Consider the following 19,343-nt stretch of genomic DNA (forward strand, 5'->3'; position numbering starts at 1 on the left):
GTACTGCAGGGGGGACCCTGTGGGAGAGTAGGACGCCGCCGAACAATTATTCCGGGAAAGCCCCGCACCTCTGGTGCGGGGCTTTTCTGCGTTTATCGGATGCCGGCTCACCGGGGCGCACGATCGCTGTATCGGACCGCGGGGCAGGCGAAGCCAGGTGCCGGTGAGAAGGTTTGGACTTAGGCTGCGCGTGGTTATGAATATCCCCGAGTTCGGGGTATGCTCTACCTCGTTGTCACCGCGCAGCAGGCCCCAATAGCTCAGTCGGTAGAGCGTCTCCATGGTAAGGAGAAGGTCTACGGTTCGATTCCGTATTGGGGCTCAGATAATGCGAAAGGCCCCCGCCATAGGCGGGGGCCTTTCGCATTATCTGAGCCTTCAGGTTCACTCTCCTGGAGGTGGTCCGGATTGCCGGTGCCGGGGGCGGCGACCAGCTCATCGATGAGTCGCCGTCAGGCCGTGGGCGGTTCCGGCACTCGCATCGCCAGGATGGCCATGTCGTCGGAGGCCGGTTCGGCGGCGAAGCGTTCGACGGCCCGCAGGACACGGGACGCCACCGCTCCGGCCGTGAGGCCCGTACACGTGGTGAGGACGTCGGCCAGGCCGTCGTCCCCCAGCATGCGGGTACCTTCACGGCGTTCTGTCACGCCGTCGGTCACGCAGAGCAGCACATCGCCGGGGCTGAGGGTGACCGTCTGCTCGTACAGTTCGAGGTCCTCGATGACGCCCAGCAGCGGCTGTGGTTCGGCTGCTGCCTCGACCGTGCCGTCCTGGCGCAGGCGCAGTGGCAGGGGATGCCCGGCGCACACCACCTTGAGGAGGGCGCTGCCGTCCTTCTGGGGCCACAGCTCTCCGTAGAGGAGGGTGAGGAAGCGGCTGCGGGAGCCCTCGTCGAGGATTGCGGCGTTGAGACGTTCGAGGACGGCCGGGCCGCCGAAGCCCTCTCGGGCGAGCAGGCGCAGGGCGTGGCGGGCGAGGCCCGTGACGGCCGCGGCCTCCGGGCCCGTACCGCAGACGTCACCGATGGCGAAGCCGTATGCGCCGTCGCGGATCGGGAAGACGTCGTAGAAGTCGCCGCCGACCTCGTTGCCCTCGCCGGCCGCTCGGTAGATGACCTCGATCTCGACATTGGGGACATCGGGGAGGCCCGGCGGAAGCAGGCTGCGCTGCAGGGACTGACTGATCGCCATGCGCTCCGAGTAGAGACGGGCGTTGTCGAGGGCGAGGGCGGCACGGCGGGACAGGTCCTCGGCCAGTTCGAGGATCTCCTGGCGGAAGTGGTCGTCGGACGGTTTGCCGAGCGTGAGCATGCCGATGACGCGGTTCCGGGCGACGAGCGGCAGGACCACCGTCTCGCCGCCCACCGCGGCTGCGGTGGCCAGCGTCGAGCGGATGCCGGCGCCGAGAGCGGTGGACTCGCTGAGGCTGAGGCTGCGCATGGAGGTGCGCAGGGCCGCCTCGTGGGCGGCCTCGGAGGGTGCGGCCCAGACCCGGGCGCCAGGTGTCGGCACGGGGTCCGGCGGTGAGATCTTGGAGAGCAGCGCCTTGAGGCCGTCGATGAGCTCCTCGTCCTCGTGCAGCACATAGGAGAGGTACGGCTCCGAGGACTGGTCGGCGATCGTGTAGACGGCGCACCAGGTGGCCAGGGTGGGGACCGTCATCTGGGCCATCAGCGCCAGTGTCTGGTCCCGGTCGAGTGTGCCGGCCAGGAGGTCGGAGGCCTCGACGAGGAAGGACAGCGAACCGCGGCGGAGCCGTTCGAGTTCGCCGAGGCGGGCCGATTCGACGGCAAGTGCGATGCGGTCCGCGGCGAACTGGAGGCGCAGGGCTTCCTCGTTGGTGTACCGGCCCGGTGCTTCGGCGGCGACACCGAGTGAGCCGGTGAGTCGGCCTTCGACCTTGAGCGGGACGGTGACGACGGAGCGCATGCCGGTGTCGCCGAGCAGGGGTACGGCCCCGGGTACGGCGGTGAGGTCCTCGTGGACGGCGGGCATCCGGGCGGAGCCGTACCGTCCGGTGCCGGCTTCGACGGGGACTCGGGCGAAGCGCTGACGGGCGGACGGGAGGCCGGTCGTGGCCCGTACCTCCAGCTCCGTCTCGTCGTCCGTGGCCAGCAGCAGGAATGCCGAATCCGCGTCGAGCATGTCGCGGGCCCGCTCGACGGTGCGCTGGAGCAGTCCGTCGAGGTCGTCGGGGGCGGGGGAGCCGATGAAGACCTCGAACGGGTCCGTGGCGCGGCTCTCGGCGCCGAGGTCGGAGACGGGGGTGCGGACCGGGGACTGCAGCACGGCGCGCTCGTAGTCGCGGACGAGCAGACAGACTGTCGACGGTTCGCCGTGGGTGTCGCGGACTCTGAGGTGTGAGGCATAGACCGGGATGGTGCGGCCGTCGGCGCCCCGGATCCCGTAACTGCCCTCCCAGCGGGAGAGCTGGAGAGCGTCGGCGATGCCCGTGTTGGTGCCGGGGGTGTGCGGCCACGCCATGAAGTCGGTGAGTTGCTTACCGGTGACCTGATCCGCGCTGTAGCCGAAGAGGAACGCGCAGTCGTCGTTCCAGGCGGCGATGGAACCGGAGCTGTCGATCTGGACGACGGCGACCCGGATGCGCTCGTCGGCCACCGGGAGGAGATCGATGGGGAGCAGGGGGCCGGCGGAGCGGATGCCTACCGGGCGTTCGGGGAGATCGAGCTGGAACCAGACGTGTTTGTGCGTCGGGGTGTACTCGACGCCCCACCGGGAAGCGAGCGCCGCGCAGAGCAGCAGACCGCGGCCGCTCTCCCGGTCCGGGCTGCCGAAGTCCAGGCCGGTGCTCTGGAGCGGGATCTCCCGTTCCGGATAGTGGTCGGAGACCTCGACCCGGACGCCGTCCTCGGTGCGCAGACACAGCACATCGGCGGCGGTGCCTGCGTGCACCACCGCGTTGGTCACGAGCTCGCTGGTGAGGACGACCGCGTCGTCCACGATGTCGGTGTACCCCCAGCCCTGAAGGGTGTCACGCACGAAGGCGCGGGCGGTCGCGACGGAGCGCCCGACCGGGTCGAAGGTGGCAGCCGCGCGCGCGGTGATCACAGCACTCCCCATATGGTGTCTCGTCGCTTCCCCGAGTCCTGTGCCCGTTTCTCGCCGCTTCGATTCGCTTAGCCAGGCTAGACGCTCGGTCTCGGTTCCGGGTACACGAGGGCCGAGTTCGGACAAGGGCGACCAGGATGTGGTCGATGAGTGGACAAGTGTGGGCTTCCCAACGGAGGGATGAGGGACAACCGTTGGAGGTTCCACCTCGATATGTTTCGGCCTGGTACGTTTCAACGATTTGACGTCCGCATGGTCACCCGTCAACGGTGGGCAGTGGCGGTGAGCCGATGTGGAACTGGGCAAGCTCCCAGGCAAAGGCCCGAGCGATACGGTCAACCCCTGCGGGAGGGACACGGTGGAGTCTGGCGTGGCGGCGCGGGGATCAAGCACGCGCACAAAAGGCGGACAGTCCGTGAAGAAACAGCGCAATGGAACGATCGACGTCGATGCTGCGGCGCTCAACAGACTGCTCGCGGGCCTGGTGGCGATGCGCGACGGGAACTTCCGCCGGCGGCTGACCGTCTCGGGCGACGGCGTGATGACGGAGCTCGCGGCGGTCTTCAACGAGGTCGCCGACCGTAATCTTCACCTCACCGGCGAACTGGCACGTGTACGTCGCGTGGTCGGGCGCGAGGGGAAGCTGACCGAGCGGCTGGAGACGGGGGCCTGCGAGGGCTCCTGGGCCGCCGCCATCGATGCCTCGAACGAGCTGGTCGACGACCTGGCGCGGCCGGTGTCGGAGGTCGGGCGGGTGCTCTCGGCGGTTGCCGACGGTGATCTCGAACAGCGGATGGAGCTCCGGTCGCACACGGCCGACGAGACCGTGCGACCGCTGCGTGGCGAGTTCCTCAAGGTGGCCCGTACGGTCAACAACCTGGTCGACCAGCTGTCGGCGTTCACCGAGCAGGTGACGCGGGTGGCGGTCGAGGTGGGTACCGAGGGCAAGCTGGGCGGGCAGGCCCAGGTGCGCGGAATGTCCGGTTCCTGGAAGGACCTCACGGACTCCGTCAACACCATGGCGTACCGGCTCACCGCGCAGGTGCGGGACATCGCGTTGGTGACGACGGCGGTCGCCAAGGGTGATCTGTCGCGGAAGGTCACCGTCCATGTGGCCGGCGAGATGCTCCAGTTGAAGAACACCGTCAACACGATGGTCGACCAGCTGTCGTCGTTCTCCTCCGAGGTGACCCGGGTCGCCCGTGAGGTGGGCACGGAGGGCGAGCTGGGCGGTCAGGCGACGGTGCCCGGTGTGGCCGGGGTGTGGAAGGACCTCACCGACTCCGTCAACACGATGGCCGGAAACCTCACCTCGCAGGTGCGCGGAATCGCCGAGGTGACGACGGCGGTCGCCAATGGTGACCTGTCGCAGAAGGTCACGGTCAGTGCCCGCGGCGAGGTGGCGCAGCTCGCCGAGACGATCAACCAGATGACTGAGACGCTGCGGACCTTCGCGGACGAAGTGACGCGGGTGGCGAGCGAGGTCGGGGGCGAGGGTCTGCTCGGCGGTCAGGCGCAGGTGCCGGGTGCGGCGGGTACGTGGAAGGACCTCACCGATTCGGTGAACACGGTCTTCCGGAACCTGACGACGCAGGTGCGGGACATCGCGCAGGTGACCACCGCGGTGGCCAGCGGCGACATGACGCAGAAGGTCACGGTCGATGTGGCCGGCGAGATGCTGGAGCTGAAGAACACCGTCAACACGATGGTGGACCAGCTGCAGTCCTTCGGTTCCGAGGTGACCCGGGTCGCCCGGGAGGTCGGTGTCGAGGGCCGGCTGGGCGGACAGGCCGAGGTGCCGGGTGCGGCGGGTACGTGGAAGGACCTCACCGATTCGGTGAACACGGCGTTCCGGAACCTGACGGGTCAGGTGCGGGACATCGCGCAGGTGACGACGGCGGTGGCGAACGGCGATCTGTCGCAGAAGGTCACCGTGGATGTGGCCGGCGAGATGCTGGAGCTGAAGAACACCGTCAACACGATGGTGGCGCAGCTGTCGTCCTTCGCCGACCAGGTGACACGGATGGCGCGGGACGTGGGCACGGAGGGCCGGCTCGGCGGCCAGGCGCGGGTCGACGGTGTCTCCGGTACGTGGAAGGAACTCACCGACTCCGTCAACTTCATGGCGGGGAACCTGACCTCGCAGGTGCGTCAGATCGCCCAGGTGACGACTGCGGTCGCGCGGGGCGATCTCTCGCAGAAGATCGACGTGGACGCCCGCGGCGAGATCCTCGAGCTGAAGAACACCATCAACACGATGGTCGACCAGCTCTCCGCCTTCGCCGAGCAGGTGACCCGGGTGGCCCGTGAGGTGGGCACGGACGGGCGGCTCGGCGGCCAGGCGCAGGTGCCCGGCGTGGCCGGTGTGTGGCGCGATCTGACCGATTCGGTGAACGGCATGGCGGGGAACCTCACCGCTCAGGTGCGTAACATCGCGCAGGTCGCGACCGCGGTGGCGCGCGGTGACCTGTCGCAGAAGATCGATGTGGACGCCCGCGGCGAGATCCTGGAGCTGAAGAACACCCTCAACACGATGGTGGACCAGCTGTCGAACTTTGCGGAGCAGGTCACGCGGGTCGCCCGTGAGGTGGGCACGGCAGGCATTCTGGGTGGTCAGGCCGAGGTGCAGGGCGTGTCCGGTACCTGGAAGGACCTCACCCAGTCCGTCAACGGCATGGCGAACAACCTGACCCTGCAGGTCCGCAATATCGCCGAGGTCACCACCGCGGTCGCCAAGGGCGATCTCTCAAAGAAGATCACCGTCGACGCCAAGGGCGAGATCCTCGAACTGGTGACGACCGTCAACACGATGGTCGACCAGCTCCTCAACTTCGCCGACGAGGTGACGCGAGTCGCGCGCGAGGTGGGCACCGAGGGCATCCTGGGCGGCCAGGCCCGGGTGCGAGGTGCGACGGGAATCTGGAAGGACCTCAGCGACAACGTCAACCTGATGGCCAACAACCTGACCAGCCAGGTGCGGAACATCTCCCGGGTCTCGTCCGCGGTTGCCAACGGCGACCTCACCAAGAAGGTCACCGTCGAGGCCCGCGGCGAGGTCGCCGAGCTCGCCGACACCGTCAACACGATGGTGACGACGCTGTCGTCGTTCGCCGACGAGGTGACGCGAGTCGCCCGTGAGGTGGGCACGGAGGGTGAGCTGGGCGGTCAGGCGCGGGTCCCGGGCGTCTCCGGTACGTGGAAGGACCTGACCGAGTCGGTGAACTCGATGGCGTCCAACCTCACCGGTCAGGTGCGCCAGATCGCCACGGTCACCACAGCCATCGCCAAGGGCGATCTCACCAAGAAGATCGACATCGATGCCCGCGGCGAGATCCTGGAGCTGAAGAACACCATCAACACGATGGTCGACCAGCTGTCGTCCTTCGCCGAGCAGGTGACCCGGGTGGCCCGTGAGGTGGGCACCGAGGGGCAGCTGGGCGGTCAGGCCCGGGTCCGGGACGTGGACGGCACCTGGCGCGACCTCACCGAGTCCGTGAACGAGATGGCCGGGAACCTGACCCGTCAGGTGCGAGCCATCGCGGCCGTCGCCACCGCGGTGACCCGCGGCGATCTCAACCTCAAGATCGACGTGGACGCGGCCGGCGAGATCCAGGCCCTGCAGGACAACATCAACACGATGATCGCCAACCTGCGCGACACCACGGCCACCAACAAGGAGCAGGACTGGCTCAAGGGCAACCTTGCCCGGATCTCCGGTCTGATGCAGGGGCGTCGCGATCTCGACGACGTCGCTTCGCTGATCATGAGCGAGCTGACCCCGGTCGTCTCGGCGCAGCACGGGGCGTTCTTCCTGGCCGTGCCGACCGGCGACATCGAGGCGGTGGGGGCGGACGCCGACAAGGAAGGCGCCTATGTGCTCCGGATGCGGGGCAGCTACGGCTACTCCGCGGGATCGATGCCGACGTCGTTCCGGCCGGGCGAGACGCTCATCGGCACGGCGGCGGAGGAGAAGCGGACGATCCAGGTGGACAACGTGCCGCCGGGTTATCTGAGGATCTCCTCGGGGCTCGGCGAGGCACCGCCCGCGCATGTGATCGTGCTGCCGGTGCTCTTCGAGGGGCAGGTCCTCGGTGTGATCGAGCTGGCCTCGTTCCAGCCGTTCACCCACATTCAGCGGGACTTCCTCAATCAGCTCGCCGAGATGATCGCGACGAGCGTCAACACGATCAGTGTCAACACCAAGACGGAGAAGCTCCTGGAGCAGTCGCAGGAGCTGACCGAGCAACTGCGGGACCGCTCGGAGGAGTTGGAGAACCGGCAGAAGGCGCTGCAGGCCTCCAACGCCGAACTGGAGGAGAAGGCCGAGCTGCTGGCCCAGCAGAACCGTGACATCGAGGTGAAGAACACCGAGATCGAGGAGGCCCGGCAGGTTCTGGAGGAGCGCGCCGAGCAGCTCGCGGTCTCGATGCGCTACAAGTCCGAATTCCTGGCGAACATGTCGCACGAGCTGCGTACGCCGCTCAACTCGCTGCTCATCCTGGCCAAGTTGCTCGCGGACAACGCCGAGGGCAATCTCTCGCCGAAGCAGGTGGAGTTCGCCGAGACGATCCACGGGGCCGGTTCCGATCTGCTCCAGCTGATCAACGACATTCTCGATCTGTCGAAGGTCGAGGCGGGCAAGATGGACGTCAGCCCGACCCGGATCGCGCTGGTCCAGCTGGTCGACTATGTGGAGGCGACGTTCCGGCCGCTCACCGCGGAGAAGGGGCTCGACTTCTCCGTACGGGTGTCGCCGGAGCTGCCTGCGACGCTGCACACGGACGAACAGCGGCTGCTGCAGGTGCTGCGCAACCTGCTGTCCAACGCGGTGAAGTTCACCGACAGCGGCGCCGTCGAGCTGGTGATCCGGCCTGCCGGCGCCGATGTGCCGAATGCCATCCGTGAGCAGCTCCTCGAAGCCGGTTCGCTGCGCGACGCCGACGCAGATCTGATCGCGTTCTCGGTCACCGACACCGGTATCGGGATCGCGTCCAGCAAGATGCTGGTGATCTTCGAGGCGTTCAAGCAGGCGGACGGTACGACGAGCCGCAAGTACGGCGGTACGGGGCTCGGGCTGTCGATCAGCCGGGAGATCGCCCGGCTGCTGGGCGGCGAGATCCATGCGGCGAGCGAGCCGGGTCGTGGCTCGACCTTCACGCTGTATCTGCCGCTGCACCCCAGTGAGCTGCCGCCGCAGGGCTACCCGCAGATCGGTCCCGGTCCCATCGAGACGCATGGCCAGGCGGTCGAGGAAGGGCTGATTCCGGAGGCGGGGGCGGGCACCGGTCTGTCGGCGCCGCTGCGCGATCGGATCGGTTCCGCAGGGCTGTTCCGGCATCGCCGCAAGGCGCTCGGCGGACGGGAGCAGAGGCCCGCGCTGTCGCCGAGGAGCACCGCGCCGACCGCGCCGCCCCAGGAGTCGTGGGCGGCGGCCGGTCAGGAGGAGTCCGAGGCCCGCAAGGTGTTCCGGTTCGACGGCGAGAAGGTGCTGATCGTCGACGACGACATCCGTAACGTCTTCGCGCTGACCAGCGTGCTGGAGCAGCACGGTCTCTCGGTGCTGTACGCGGAGAACGGGCGCGAGGGTATCGAAGTCCTGGAGCAACACGACGATGTGACGGTCGTGCTGATGGACATCATGATGCCGGAGATGGACGGCTATGCGACAACGACGGCGATCCGCCGGATGCCGCAGTTCGCCGGGCTGCCCATCATCGCGCTGACCGCGAAGGCGATGAAGGGCGACAGGGAGAAGGCGATCGATTCCGGTGCTTCCGATTATGTCACCAAGCCTGTTGATCCTGACCATCTGCTCTCGGTCATGGAGCAGTGGATGCGCGGAGAGTGATCGTCGTTTGAGCGGATCGCGATAAGTTGCTGATCGACTGTGCTCGTAGGGGTGTGAGGATGCCGTGGACGGGGAACCTTCTGGTCTCCCACCGCGTTTCTGGTATGTGCACAGTGACATCGCGGTGACAGGGTGTGGTGACGGGCGGGGTGCGGCTACCATGACCGGCACAAGGACGGACGGCGCAAGGGAGTCGTCCCCTGGGGCGGCGCCCGGTGCAATTCCGGGGCGAGGAGGACGGGCCATGGTGCAGAAGGCCAAGATCCTCCTGGTCGATGACCGGCCGGAGAATCTGCTGGCGCTGGAGGCCATCCTCTCTGCGCTCGATCAGACGCTGGTGCGGGCATCGTCAGGGGAGGAAGCGCTCAAAGCGCTGCTGACGGACGACTTTGCGGTCATTCTGCTGGACGTCCAGATGCCGGGCATGGACGGTTTCGAAACCGCCGCGCATATCAAGCGGCGGGAGCGGACCCGGGACATCCCGATCATCTTCCTCACCGCGATCAATCACGGTCCGCATCACACCTTCCGGGGGTACGCGGCGGGCGCGGTGGACTACATCTCGAAGCCGTTCGATCCCTGGGTGCTGCGCGCCAAGGTCTCGGTCTTCGTCGAGCTCTACACGAAGAACTGCCAACTGCGCGAGCAGGCCGCACTGCTCAGGCTCCAGCTCGAGGGCGGCGGCCGGCCGAGCGCGGACCAGGAAAAGGAGCCCGCCGGACTGCTGGCCGAACTCTCGGCGCGCCTCGCGGCCGTCGAGGAACAGGCGGAGGCCCTCTCCAAGCAGCTCGACGACGAGTCGGCGGACGCCGCGGCGGTGGCCACGGCCGCCCATCTCGAACGGAAGCTGACCGGACTGCGGCGTGCGCTCGACGCGCTGGAGCCGGGCACCGGGAGCGGCACGGCCGCGCTTCCTTCGTAACGCGTCCTCCGCGGAACTCCCCGGCCCGCAAGCCGCGTTCGAGGTCGGGACGCTGACGGTCCGTCCACGATGAGGGCGCGTCAGTTTCCGGCCTCTGCACCGCGACACGGTCGGGTGAACCCAGAGGCACACGTGTTCACGGCCGCCGACACCGGTAACCTCGGCACCATGGCCTCACGTACGTCCGGCAAGGGTTCCCAGGGCACGGCGGGCACCGCGAAGCGTCCCGGCCGTACCGCGGGTCCGGCGAAGAAAGCCGCGCCCGCGAAGAAGGCCGCCGCGAAGAAGACGGCGCCCGCGAAGAAGGCACCGGCCAAGAAGGCGTCGGCCAAGAAGGCGGCTGCGCCCAGACCCGCACCGTCACCCACCGGGGGTGTGTACTGGCTGGTGCGCGCCATCTGGCTCGGTGCGGCCCATGCAGTCGGCGCGATGCTCCGCGGCATAGGGCGCGGCGCCAAGGGACTCGATCCCGCACACCGCAAGGACGGCGTCGCCCTTCTGCTGCTCGGCCTCGCGCTGGTCGTCGCCGCGGGCACCTGGTCGAATCTGCGGGGGCCCGTCGGCGACCTCGTCGAGATGCTCGTCACCGGCGCCTTCGGCCGGCTCGATCTGCTCGTCCCGATACTGCTCGGCGCGATCGGCGTGCGGCTGATCCTCTACCCGGAGAAGCCCGAGGCCAACGGTCGTATCGTCATCGGACTCTCCGCCCTGGTCATCGGGGTGCTCGGGCAGGTGCACATCGCGTGCGGATCGCCGGGCCGCGGGGACGGCAGTGAGGCGATGCAGGACGCGGGCGGCCTGATCGGCTGGGCCGCCTCCAAGCCGTTGATCTACACCATGGGCGAGGTCCTCGCCGTACCGCTGCTCCTGCTCCTCACCGTCTTCGGACTGCTCGTCGTCACCGCGACCCCGGTGAACGCCATTCCCCAGCGGCTGCGACTGCTCGGCTCCAAGCTGGGGCTCGTCGACCCGGAGTACGACCCCGAGGCGGATGACGAGAGCGACGACGAGCGGTACGACGAGCAGTGGCGCGACGCGCTGCCCGCCCGCTCACGACGGTCCTCCGCACGCCGCTCCGAGGCGCCCGAGGAGTACGACCCCGCGCAGGCGGAGGCCGAGGCGCTCTCCAAGCGCCGCAGGCCGCGCAGGCCCTTCGTGCAGCCGGCGATGAACCGCACCATGGACGCGGTGGACGTCGCCGCGGCCGCGGCCGCGGCGCTCGACGGGGCGGTGTTCAACGGCATGCCGCCCTCGCCGATCGTCGCCGACCTCACCCAGGGCGTCACCGTCGAGCGGGACCGTGAGCGGTCCGGCACCCCGGTGCCCGGCGCCCGGGAGGCGGAGCCGGACCGGGGGGCGGGGAAGTCGGAGAAGGGTGCGGCGCTCTTCGACGGCGTACCCGATCTGACGAAGCCCGCTCCCGACCGCTCGCAGTCCCAGCCGCTCCCGGCCCGCGCCGAGCAGCTGCAGCTCTCCGGCGACATCACGTACGCGCTGCCCTCGCTCGACCTGCTGGAACGCGGCGGTCCGGGCAAGACCCGCAGCGCCGCCAACGACACGATCGTCGCCTCCCTGACGAACGTCTTCACCGAGTTCAAGGTCGATGCCGCGGTCACCGGCTTCACCCGCGGACCGACGGTGACGCGCTACGAGGTGGAGCTCGGCCCGGCTGTGAAGGTCGAGCGGATCACGGCGCTCGCCAAGAACATCGCGTACGCCGTCGCCAGCCCCGACGTCCGGATCATCTCCCCGATCCCGGGGAAGTCCGCCGTCGGCATCGAGATCCCCAACACCGACCGCGAGATGGTCAACCTCGGCGATGTGCTGCGGCTCGCGGACGCGGCCGAGGACGACCACCCGATGCTGGTCGCGCTCGGCAAGGACGTCGAGGGCGGCTACGTGATGGCCAACCTCGCGAAGATGCCGCACGTGCTGGTGGCCGGTGCGACCGGTTCCGGCAAGTCGTCCTGCATCAACTGCCTGATCACCTCGGTCATGGTGCGGGCGACCCCGGAGGACGTACGGATGGTGCTGGTCGACCCCAAGCGCGTCGAGCTGACCGCGTACGAGGGCATCCCGCACCTGATCACGCCGATCATCACCAACCCGAAGCGCGCCGCCGAGGCACTGCAGTGGGTCGTACGGGAGATGGATCTCCGGTACGACGACCTCGCCGCGTTCGGATACCGGCACATCGACGACTTCAACCAGGCCGTGCGCAATGGCAAGGTCAAGCTGCCGGAGGGCAGCGAGCGGGAGCTCTCCCCGTACCCGTATCTGCTGGTCATCGTCGACGAGCTGGCCGACCTGATGATGGTCGCTCCGCGCGACGTCGAGGACTCCATCGTCCGCATCACCCAGCTGGCGCGCGCTGCAGGCATCCATCTCGTGCTCGCCACCCAGCGGCCCTCGGTCGATGTCGTCACCGGTCTGATCAAGGCGAATGTGCCCTCCCGGCTCGCCTTCGCGACGTCTTCGCTCGCCGACAGCCGTGTCATCCTCGACCAGCCCGGCGCCGAGAAGCTGATCGGCAAGGGGGACGGACTGTTCCTGCCGATGGGGGCCAACAAGCCCACCCGCATGCAGGGCGCGTTCGTCACGGAGGGCGAGGTCGCGGCCATCGTCCAACACTGCAAGGATCAGATGGCGCCCGTCTTCCGCGAGGACGTGGTGGTCGGCGGCGCCAAGAGGAAGGAGATCGACGAGGACATCGGCGACGACCTGGATCTGCTCTGCCAGGCCGCCGAACTGGTCGTCTCCACCCAGTTCGGCTCCACCTCGATGCTCCAGCGCAAGCTGCGGGTCGGCTTCGCCAAGGCCGGCCGGCTCATGGACCTCATGGAGTCGCGGAACATCGTCGGACCGAGCGAGGGGTCCAAGGCACGCGACGTCATGGTGAAGCCGGATGAACTGGACGAGGTGTTGGCACAGATCCGCGGGGAAACTGCTTCGTAAGGGTCTGATGGGCAACCGTTTCGCCGGGTCGCACGTCAAGTTGAGGGAAGGGACAGCAGGATGTTCTTCCAGAGGGCGTCCGGCGAATGGGACGGCGTTCGCATCCGATGGTGTTCGAATCCGATGGCGTACAAAGTCCTTGCTCCCGGTTGCCTCACCCTTTCGTACCCCCCCTAGACTGAACACCCAGCAGGTGGCTCACGCTCGAAAGGCGCCCCCGTGTCCATCGGCAACTCCCCCGAAGACGACCGGCCTTCGATCGGTCGAGTGCTTCAGCAGGCTCGTATCGCCGCAGGTCTCACGGTCGAAGAGGTCAGCTCGTCCACCCGGGTGCGCATCCCCATCGTGCACGCGATCGAGGAGGACGACTTCTCCCGCTGCGGCGGCGACGTGTACGCCCGCGGCCATATCCGCACCTTGGCGCGTGCCGTCTCCATCGATCCGGAACCGCTGGTTTCGCAGTACGACGCCGAGCACGGCGGTCGTCCCGCGCCCACGCCGGCGGCGCCGATGTTCGAAGCCGAACGGATCCGTTCCGATCCCCGTCGGCCCAACTGGACCGCGGCCATGGTCGCGGCGATCGTCGCCGTGGTCGGCTTCGTCGGCTTCACCTTCTTCAAGGGTGGTGACGACGGCGGCACGTCCACGCAGGTCGCGGAAGGTTCGACGCCCAACACAACCAACCCCAAACCCAAGCCCACCAAGACCGCCGACCCCAAGCCCGTACCGTCCGACAGCGCCATCGCCGCGGCCCCGCGGGACAAGGTCACGGTCAAGCTCAGCGCCACTCAGGGCAAGAGCTGGATCTCTGCCAAGGACCACAACGGGCGGCAGCTGTTCGACGGGCTGCTGCTGCAGGGCCAGTCCAAGACCTTCCAGGACAAGGAGCGGATCGACCTCGTCCTCGGTGACGCCGGTTCGATCGAGCTCTTCGTCAACGGCAAGAAGGTCGAGGACAAGTTCCAGCCGGGCCAGGTCGAGCGGCTCTCGTACACGAAGGGCGACCCCGAGGTCGGCTGACGGCAATGTATACACCGCGAGCGCCCGGCAATCCTGCCGGGCGCTCGCGTCATTGTTACTCCCTGTAACAGCGGAACCCTGCTCGGCGGGGTGAGTGCCAGGACAAAGTAGTCTTGAGCCCATGCCCGAACGCCGTACCGTCGCCCTTGTCACTCTTGGCTGCGCCCGTAACGAGGTGGACTCGGAGGAGCTCGCAGGCCGCTTGGCAGCGGACGGCTGGGAGCTCGTCGAGGATGCCTCCGACGCGGATGTCGCCGTCGTCAACACCTGCGGATTCGTCGAGGCCGCCAAGAAGGACTCCGTCGACGCTCTTCTCGAAGCCAACGATCTGAAGGACCACGGCCGGACCCAGGCCGTGGTCGCGGTCGGCTGCATGGCCGAGCGCTACGGCAAGGATCTTGCCGAAGCCCTGCCGGAAGCCGACGGGGTCCTCGGATTCGACGACTACGCCGACATCTCCGACCGCCTCCAGACCATCCTCAACGGGGGCATCCACGCCTCGCACACCCCGCGTGACCGGCGCAAGCTGCTGCCGATCAGCCCGGCCGAGCGGCAGGACGCCGCGGTCGCGCTGCCCGGGCACGCGCAGGAAGCCGTCCCGGCCCCTGCGGACCTCCCGGACGGGGTTGCGCCGGTCTCCGGGCCACGCGCGCCGCTGCGCCGCCGGCTGGGCACCAGCCCGGTCGCCTCGGTGAAGCTCGCCTCCGGCTGCGACCGCCGCTGCTCCTTCTGCGCCATCCCGTCCTTCCGCGGCTCCTTCATTTCGCGGCGCCCCTCGGACGTTCTGCAGGAGACCCGCTGGCTGGCCGATCAGGGCGTCAAGGAGGTCATGCTGGTCTCCGAGAACAACACCTCGTACGGCAAGGACCTCGGCGACATCCGGCTGCTGGAGACGCTGCTGCCGGAGCTCGCGGACGTCGACGGGATCGAGCGGATCCGGGTCAGCTACCTGCAGCCCGCCGAGATGCGGCCCGGTCTGATCGACGTACTGACGTCGACGCCGAAGGTCGCCCCGTACTTTGATCTCTCCTTCCAGCACTCCGCCCCCGGGGTGCTGCGCGCGATGCGCCGCTTCGGGGACACCGACCGCTTCCTGGAGCTCCTGGAGACCATCCGCAGCAAGGCGCCACAGGCCGGTGCGCGGTCGAACTTCATCGTGGGCTTCCCCGGGGAGACCGAGGCCGACCTCGCCGAGCTGGAACGCTTCCTCACAGGTGCGCGCCTCGATGCCATCGGCGTCTTCGGGTACTCCGACGAGGAGGGCACCGAGGCGGTCGGCTACGAGAACAAGCTCGGCGCCGACGTCATCGCGGAGCGGCTCGCGCACATCTCGCAGCTGGCCGAGGAGCTGACGTCCCAGCGCGCCGAGGAACGGCTCGGAGAGTCCCTCCAGGTGCTGGTCGAGTCGGTCGACCCCACGGACGACGAGCCGCGCGCGGTGGGGCGTGCGGCGCATCAGGCCCCCGAAACGGACGGCCAGGTTCTCTTCACCGGGCGCGAGGGCCTCGTGCCGGGCCGTATGGTCGAGGCAAAGGTGGTGGGCACCGAGGGAGTGGACCTGGTGGCCGAGTGTTCCGAGCTTGCGGAGGCAGCCAGATGACCGGAGTCCCGGCATCCGCAGCAGGCGGATCCGGCACGAAGCCGGTCCGCGGCGGCAAGCTGGGCACTGCGGCCGTCAACCAGGCCAGCCTGTGGAACATCGCCAACATCCTGACCATGGTGCGGCTGCTGCTGGTGCCCGGCTTCGTCATGCTGCTGCTGCACAACGGCGGCTACGACCCGGCCTGGCGCTCGTTCGCCTGGGCGGCGTTCGCCATTGCCATGATCACTGACCTCTTCGACGGTCACCTGGCGCGCACGTACAACCTGGTCACCGACTTCGGGAAGATCGCCGACCCGATCGCCGACAAGGCGATCATGGGTGCGGCGCTGATCTGTCTGTCGTACCTCGGCGATCTGCCGTGGTGGGTCACGGGCGTGATCCTCTTCCGCGAGGTCGGCATCACCTTGATGCGGTTCTGGGTGATACGGCATGCGGTGATTCCGGCCAGTCGCGGCGGGAAGATGAAGACACTGGCGCAGGGGACGGCCGTCGGGATGTATGTCCTGGCGCTGACCGGCCCGCTTGCCACGCTGCGCTTCTGGGTGATGGCGGTGGCCGTCGTGCTGACGGTCGTCACCGGGCTCGACTATGTGCGTCAGGCGGTTGTGCTGCGGCGCAAGGGGCTGGCGGCTGAGCGGGCTGCTGCGGCCGACCTGGCTTCCGGGGCATCCGCGTCCGCCGGCGCTTCGGATTCCGCAGAGGCCGAGCGGTGACTTCCGCGGCCCGGGTGCTGCAGCTGCTCGTGGAACGCGGTGAGACTCTCGCCGTCGCCGAGTCGCTGACCGGCGGCCTGGTCGCGGCGGAGCTCACCTCCGTACCCGGTGCTTCGCACTCCTTCCGTGGGTCCGTGACGGCGTACGCCACGCCCCTGAAGCGGGACGTGTTGGCTGTGGACGGGGCCCTGCTGGCAGCGCACGGAGCGGTGGATCCCGAGGTCGCGCGGCAGATGGCGACAGGTGTGCGGCGCGTTCTCGGTGCAGACTGGGGCTTGTCGACCACCGGCGTCGCGGGACCCGAGCCACAGGACGGCAAACCCGTCGGAACGGTCTACGTAGCGGTCGTGGGGCCGGACGGCGCGGAGAAAGTGGCCGCGCTGCGGTTGAACGGTGACCGGGCGGACATCCGTAGAGAGAGTGTACGGAGCGTGCTCGAATTGCTCTCCGGCGAACTCGGCGAGAATGCGAGCGCACAGGATACGGAACACAACGGGGGGAATTGATGTTTGCAGCCCTGAGTGAACACGACATCGCTCCCCGCACGGCCGCAGCGCTAGGCGGTACGGTGGGGCGTGAAGGATGCGGCTACGCGGTCCGAGGAGGGAGCCACCGATGATTCTGCTCCGTCGCCTGCTTGGTGACGTGCTGCGTCGGCAGCGCCAGCGCCAAGGCCGTACTCTGCGCGAAGTCTCCTCGTCCGCCCGAGTCTCGCTCGGCTATCTCTCCGAGGTGGAGCGGGGGCAGAAGGAGGCATCCTCCGAGCTGCTCTCCGCCATTTGCGACGCGCTTGACGTACGGATGTCCGAGCTCATGCGTGAAGTGAGCGATGAGCTGTCGCTGGCTGAGCTGGCCGAGTCGGCAGCAGCCGGCGATCCGGTACCTGTACCGGTGCGCCCCATGCTCAATTCCGTCTCCGTGACGTCGGTGGCAGGTGTGCCGACGGGACGGGTGACAATCAAGGCACCCGCGGAAGCGGTGGATGTCGTCGCCGCCTGACCCGCGCACCCGGTGTGCACCGGAGCCCCGGTCGGCCCCTTCTGGGGTCGGTCGGGGCTTCTGCGTCTACGGAGGCTCGGACGGGGGATGTGCGCGATGAGTTGCTCGGGAAGTCTGCATATCAGCTGAATTTCCCGAATAACGGTTTCAACTCATATGTGCCATCGTGGGTGATGCGTCAACGGCTATGAGGTCATGAGGCCCTACGAATGGAGGCTCGTCCGCGCCGTGCGCGCCGGTACTGCACCGGTGCGCTCTCCCGCCGGGTGATCGGGCCCGACTAGGTTCGGTCGGAGGAGGCAGCCATGGTACGGCGATGGGTGCCCGCGCTCGTTCTCGGCGGGGTGTGGTGGTGGGCTGTGCTGCGGCTGCTGCTGGAGCCGGAACGCGCAGGGCTGGTCGAGGGAGCGGTGGCAGCGGGCGGTTGGGGGCTGAGCCTCCTGCCCGTTCATGTGGCCGCGAGCGCCAGGCCGACCGGAACGATCGGGGTCGACGGTGACACGGCCGGGTGGTTCGAGGTCGGGATGCGCCGTGCCGGCAGGGCGTGGCGCGCTGCCGGAGCGTGGGGCGCGACCGGGGCGCGGCTCACTGCCGAGGCGTGGCGTACTACCAGGGCATGGCGACGCCGCCGTTCGGGCGGAGGATCTGGCCGGTCATGAAGGCCGACGCGTCGGATGCCAGATGCAGGACCGTGTGGGCGACATCTTCCGCCTCACCCACCCGGCCGAGCGGAGAGATCCGGATCATCGCGGTCTCTGTCCGATGCTGCGATTCCGCGTCGTGTTTGGCGGTCATCGGGGTACGGATCCAGCCGGGCGCGACGGCATTGACGCGGATGGCACGAGGTCCGAGCTCGGCCGCCAGGGTCTTGGTCAGTTGGACGACCGCCGCCTTGGCCGCGCTGTAGCAGAGCAGGCCCGGGCTTGCGGCGTCGACCGCGCCCGAGGCCATGGTGATCAGTGAGCCGGGTGCGCCGCGCGCGATCATGCTGCGGGCCACCTCCTGGCAGGCGTACAGAACACCTTTGAAATTGACGGCGAGGACGCGGTCGAGGTCCTCGTCCGCCGTGTCCAGGACGCTGCTCGTGTGCATGATTCCGGCGACGGCGGCCAGGATGTCGATGCCGCCCGCTGCGGCCACCGCGTCCCGGAGCTGACTGCGGTCGGTGACATCGAGTCGATGGGTGTGGGCTGCACCACCCGCTTCGGTGATCATCTCCTGCGTTTCCAGGAGGCCTGTCCCGTCGCGGTCCGCGCAGTGGACGGTTGCTCCCGCCTCCGCGAGCAGGACGGCGCTCGCCCGGCCGATACCGCCGGCTGCGCCGGTGATGAACGCGGAGCGGCCGGCGAGGTCGTACGCGGTGAGAGCCATGCCCGGACCGTACGACCGTATCTGACGGTCCGTCAACTATGGTGTGGGGCCCGATTGGCAGCGTGGGCACCAATACGTGGGACGGGCGTCCTGCTCCGCCGTACGAATGGGGGCGCCGCACCTCAGACATGGGCGGTGGGTCCGGCCGTACACCCACAGCCGCTCAGTCGGGCCGTAGCCGCGCGCCCGGGAACCGGTGGTCGTGCGGACCGGTCGGTCCCGATTGGCTTCGAGGAGCTGCTTGGCCGTGGTGACCAGGCGCACGGCGGTGGTGGCGGGCAGGTCACCGACGGGGAGCCAGGGGGTGGCGCGGGCGAGGAAACAGAGTTCGGCCTTGTAGATGTTGCCGATGCCGGCCAGGTTGCGCTGGTCCAGGAGGGCTTCGCCGAGAGGACGGACGGGGGCGGCGAGCAGGTTGCGCAGCGCGGTGTCGGGGTCCCAGTCGGGGCCCAGCAGATCGGGGCCGAGATGACCGACCGCCTTCTCCTCGTCGACTGTGCGGAGGAGCTCCAGGACGGGCAGCCGGTAACCGACCGCTGTGTGGTCCGCGGTGGAGAGAATCGCGCGGATCTGATGGGTCGGGCCCCCGCGCCAGCGCTCGCCCGGGGCGTAGACGCGCCAGGAACCGTCCATCCGCAGATGGCTGTGGAGAGTGAGGCCGCCCTCGATCCGGGTGAGGAGGTGCTTGCCGTGCGAAAGGGTGCCGAGGACGGTCCGGCCGGTGAGATCGGCGGTCGCGAACCGGGGGACGCGCAGGTCGGAGCGGGTGAGAACCTGATCGGCCAGTGCAGTGTGCAGACGCTTGGCGGTCTGCAGGACGGTATCTCCTTCGGGCATGTCTCCA

At 68.5% G+C, this 19,343-nt stretch carries 12 protein-coding genes and 1 tRNA gene; 10 read left to right on the top strand and 3 right to left on the bottom strand.

Annotation, left to right across the window (positions count from 1 at the left end):
* The first annotated feature begins 249 nt into the window (after nucleotides 1-249).
* Nucleotides 250-322 (top strand) — tRNA-Thr (locus ACWCP8_RS33810).
* Nucleotides 323-452: 130 nt separating this feature from the next.
* Here the strand turns inward: ACWCP8_RS33810 and ACWCP8_RS33815 are convergent.
* Complete coding sequence (locus tag ACWCP8_RS33815) at nucleotides 453-3,080, bottom strand: SpoIIE family protein phosphatase (RefSeq protein ID WP_451120058.1); 2,628 nt, start codon at nucleotides 3,078-3,080, stop codon at nucleotides 453-455.
* A 403-nt stretch (nucleotides 3,081-3,483) separates the two neighbouring features.
* Here ACWCP8_RS33815 and ACWCP8_RS33820 point away from each other — a divergent pair, with 403 nt between their 5' ends.
* From ACWCP8_RS33820 to ACWCP8_RS33860, 9 genes are all read left to right on the top strand, one after another.
* Complete coding sequence (locus tag ACWCP8_RS33820) at nucleotides 3,484-8,916, top strand: HAMP domain-containing protein (RefSeq protein ID WP_451120060.1); 5,433 nt, start codon at nucleotides 3,484-3,486, stop codon at nucleotides 8,914-8,916.
* 244 nt (nucleotides 8,917-9,160) lie between these two features.
* Nucleotides 9,161-9,838, top strand: coding sequence for a response regulator (locus ACWCP8_RS33825; RefSeq protein WP_352267438.1), 678 nt, complete (start codon nucleotides 9,161-9,163; stop codon nucleotides 9,836-9,838).
* Between the two features lie 168 nt (nucleotides 9,839-10,006).
* Nucleotides 10,007-12,793: a DNA translocase FtsK gene (locus ACWCP8_RS33830; RefSeq protein WP_352267439.1), complete on the top strand. Its 2,787-nt coding sequence runs from the start codon at nucleotides 10,007-10,009 to the stop codon at nucleotides 12,791-12,793.
* Between the two features lie 219 nt (nucleotides 12,794-13,012).
* Nucleotides 13,013-13,813 (top strand): helix-turn-helix domain-containing protein, encoded by an 801-nt coding sequence (locus tag ACWCP8_RS33835; protein ID WP_352267440.1) that lies wholly within the window; start codon nucleotides 13,013-13,015, stop codon nucleotides 13,811-13,813.
* A gap of 121 nt (nucleotides 13,814-13,934) precedes the next feature.
* Nucleotides 13,935-15,413 carry a 30S ribosomal protein S12 methylthiotransferase RimO gene (rimO, locus tag ACWCP8_RS33840; protein WP_352267441.1) on the top strand — a complete coding sequence of 493 codons (1,479 nt, stop codon included), beginning with the start codon at nucleotides 13,935-13,937 and terminating at the stop codon, nucleotides 15,411-15,413.
* Complete coding sequence (pgsA, locus tag ACWCP8_RS33845) at nucleotides 15,410-16,129, top strand: CDP-diacylglycerol--glycerol-3-phosphate 3-phosphatidyltransferase (protein WP_352267443.1); 720 nt, start codon at nucleotides 15,410-15,412, stop codon at nucleotides 16,127-16,129. The genes rimO and pgsA overlap by 4 nt, the downstream gene beginning before the upstream one ends.
* Nucleotides 16,126-16,635 carry a CinA family protein gene (locus ACWCP8_RS33850; protein WP_356665701.1) on the top strand — a complete coding sequence of 170 codons (510 nt, stop codon included), beginning with the start codon at nucleotides 16,126-16,128 and terminating at the stop codon, nucleotides 16,633-16,635. Before pgsA ends, ACWCP8_RS33850 begins: the two co-directional genes overlap by 4 nt.
* 109 nt (nucleotides 16,636-16,744) lie before the next feature.
* Nucleotides 16,745-17,128, top strand: a complete 384-nt coding sequence (locus ACWCP8_RS33855; protein WP_030927058.1) for a helix-turn-helix domain-containing protein — start codon at nucleotides 16,745-16,747, stop codon at nucleotides 17,126-17,128.
* A 305-nt stretch (nucleotides 17,129-17,433) separates the two neighbouring features.
* The gene (locus ACWCP8_RS33860) at nucleotides 17,434-17,787 is read left to right on the top strand and encodes a hypothetical protein (RefSeq protein WP_352267445.1); all 354 of its coding nucleotides are present in this window, start codon (nucleotides 17,434-17,436) and stop codon (nucleotides 17,785-17,787) included.
* On the opposite strand, the gene ACWCP8_RS33865 is transcribed toward ACWCP8_RS33860, so the two are convergent.
* Complete coding sequence (locus ACWCP8_RS33865; protein WP_451120065.1) at nucleotides 17,735-18,499, bottom strand: SDR family NAD(P)-dependent oxidoreductase; 765 nt, start codon at nucleotides 18,497-18,499, stop codon at nucleotides 17,735-17,737. The genes ACWCP8_RS33860 and ACWCP8_RS33865 overlap by 53 nt on opposite strands.
* A 36-nt stretch (nucleotides 18,500-18,535) precedes the next feature.
* Entirely contained in the window at nucleotides 18,536-19,336 is an 801-nt protein-coding gene (locus ACWCP8_RS33870; RefSeq protein WP_451120067.1) for a DNA-formamidopyrimidine glycosylase family protein, read from the bottom strand.
* Nucleotides 19,337-19,343: the final 7 nt, after the last annotated feature.

It is taken from the genome of Streptomyces sp. NPDC002206 (assembly GCF_053593595.1).

Bases quoted from the DNA above. Each gene is read 5' to 3' on its own strand.
- ACWCP8_RS33815 (WP_451120058.1), bottom strand. From the start codon at position 3,080: ATGGGGAGTGCTGTGATCACCGCGCGCGCGGCTGCCACCTTCGACCCG.
- rimO (WP_352267441.1), top strand. From the start codon at position 13,935: ATGCCCGAACGCCGTACCGTCGCCCTTGTCACTCTTGGCTGCGCCCGT.
- ACWCP8_RS33825 (WP_352267438.1), top strand. From the start codon at position 9,161: ATGGTGCAGAAGGCCAAGATCCTCCTGGTCGATGACCGGCCGGAGAAT.
- ACWCP8_RS33830 (WP_352267439.1), top strand. From the start codon at position 10,007: ATGGCCTCACGTACGTCCGGCAAGGGTTCCCAGGGCACGGCGGGCACC.
- ACWCP8_RS33865 (WP_451120065.1), bottom strand. From the start codon at position 18,499: ATGGCTCTCACCGCGTACGACCTCGCCGGCCGCTCCGCGTTCATCACC.
- ACWCP8_RS33860 (WP_352267445.1), top strand. From the start codon at position 17,434: ATGGTACGGCGATGGGTGCCCGCGCTCGTTCTCGGCGGGGTGTGGTGG.
- ACWCP8_RS33855 (WP_030927058.1), top strand. From the start codon at position 16,745: ATGATTCTGCTCCGTCGCCTGCTTGGTGACGTGCTGCGTCGGCAGCGC.
- pgsA (WP_352267443.1), top strand. From the start codon at position 15,410: ATGACCGGAGTCCCGGCATCCGCAGCAGGCGGATCCGGCACGAAGCCG.
- ACWCP8_RS33870 (WP_451120067.1), bottom strand. From the start codon at position 19,336: ATGCCCGAAGGAGATACCGTCCTGCAGACCGCCAAGCGTCTGCACACT.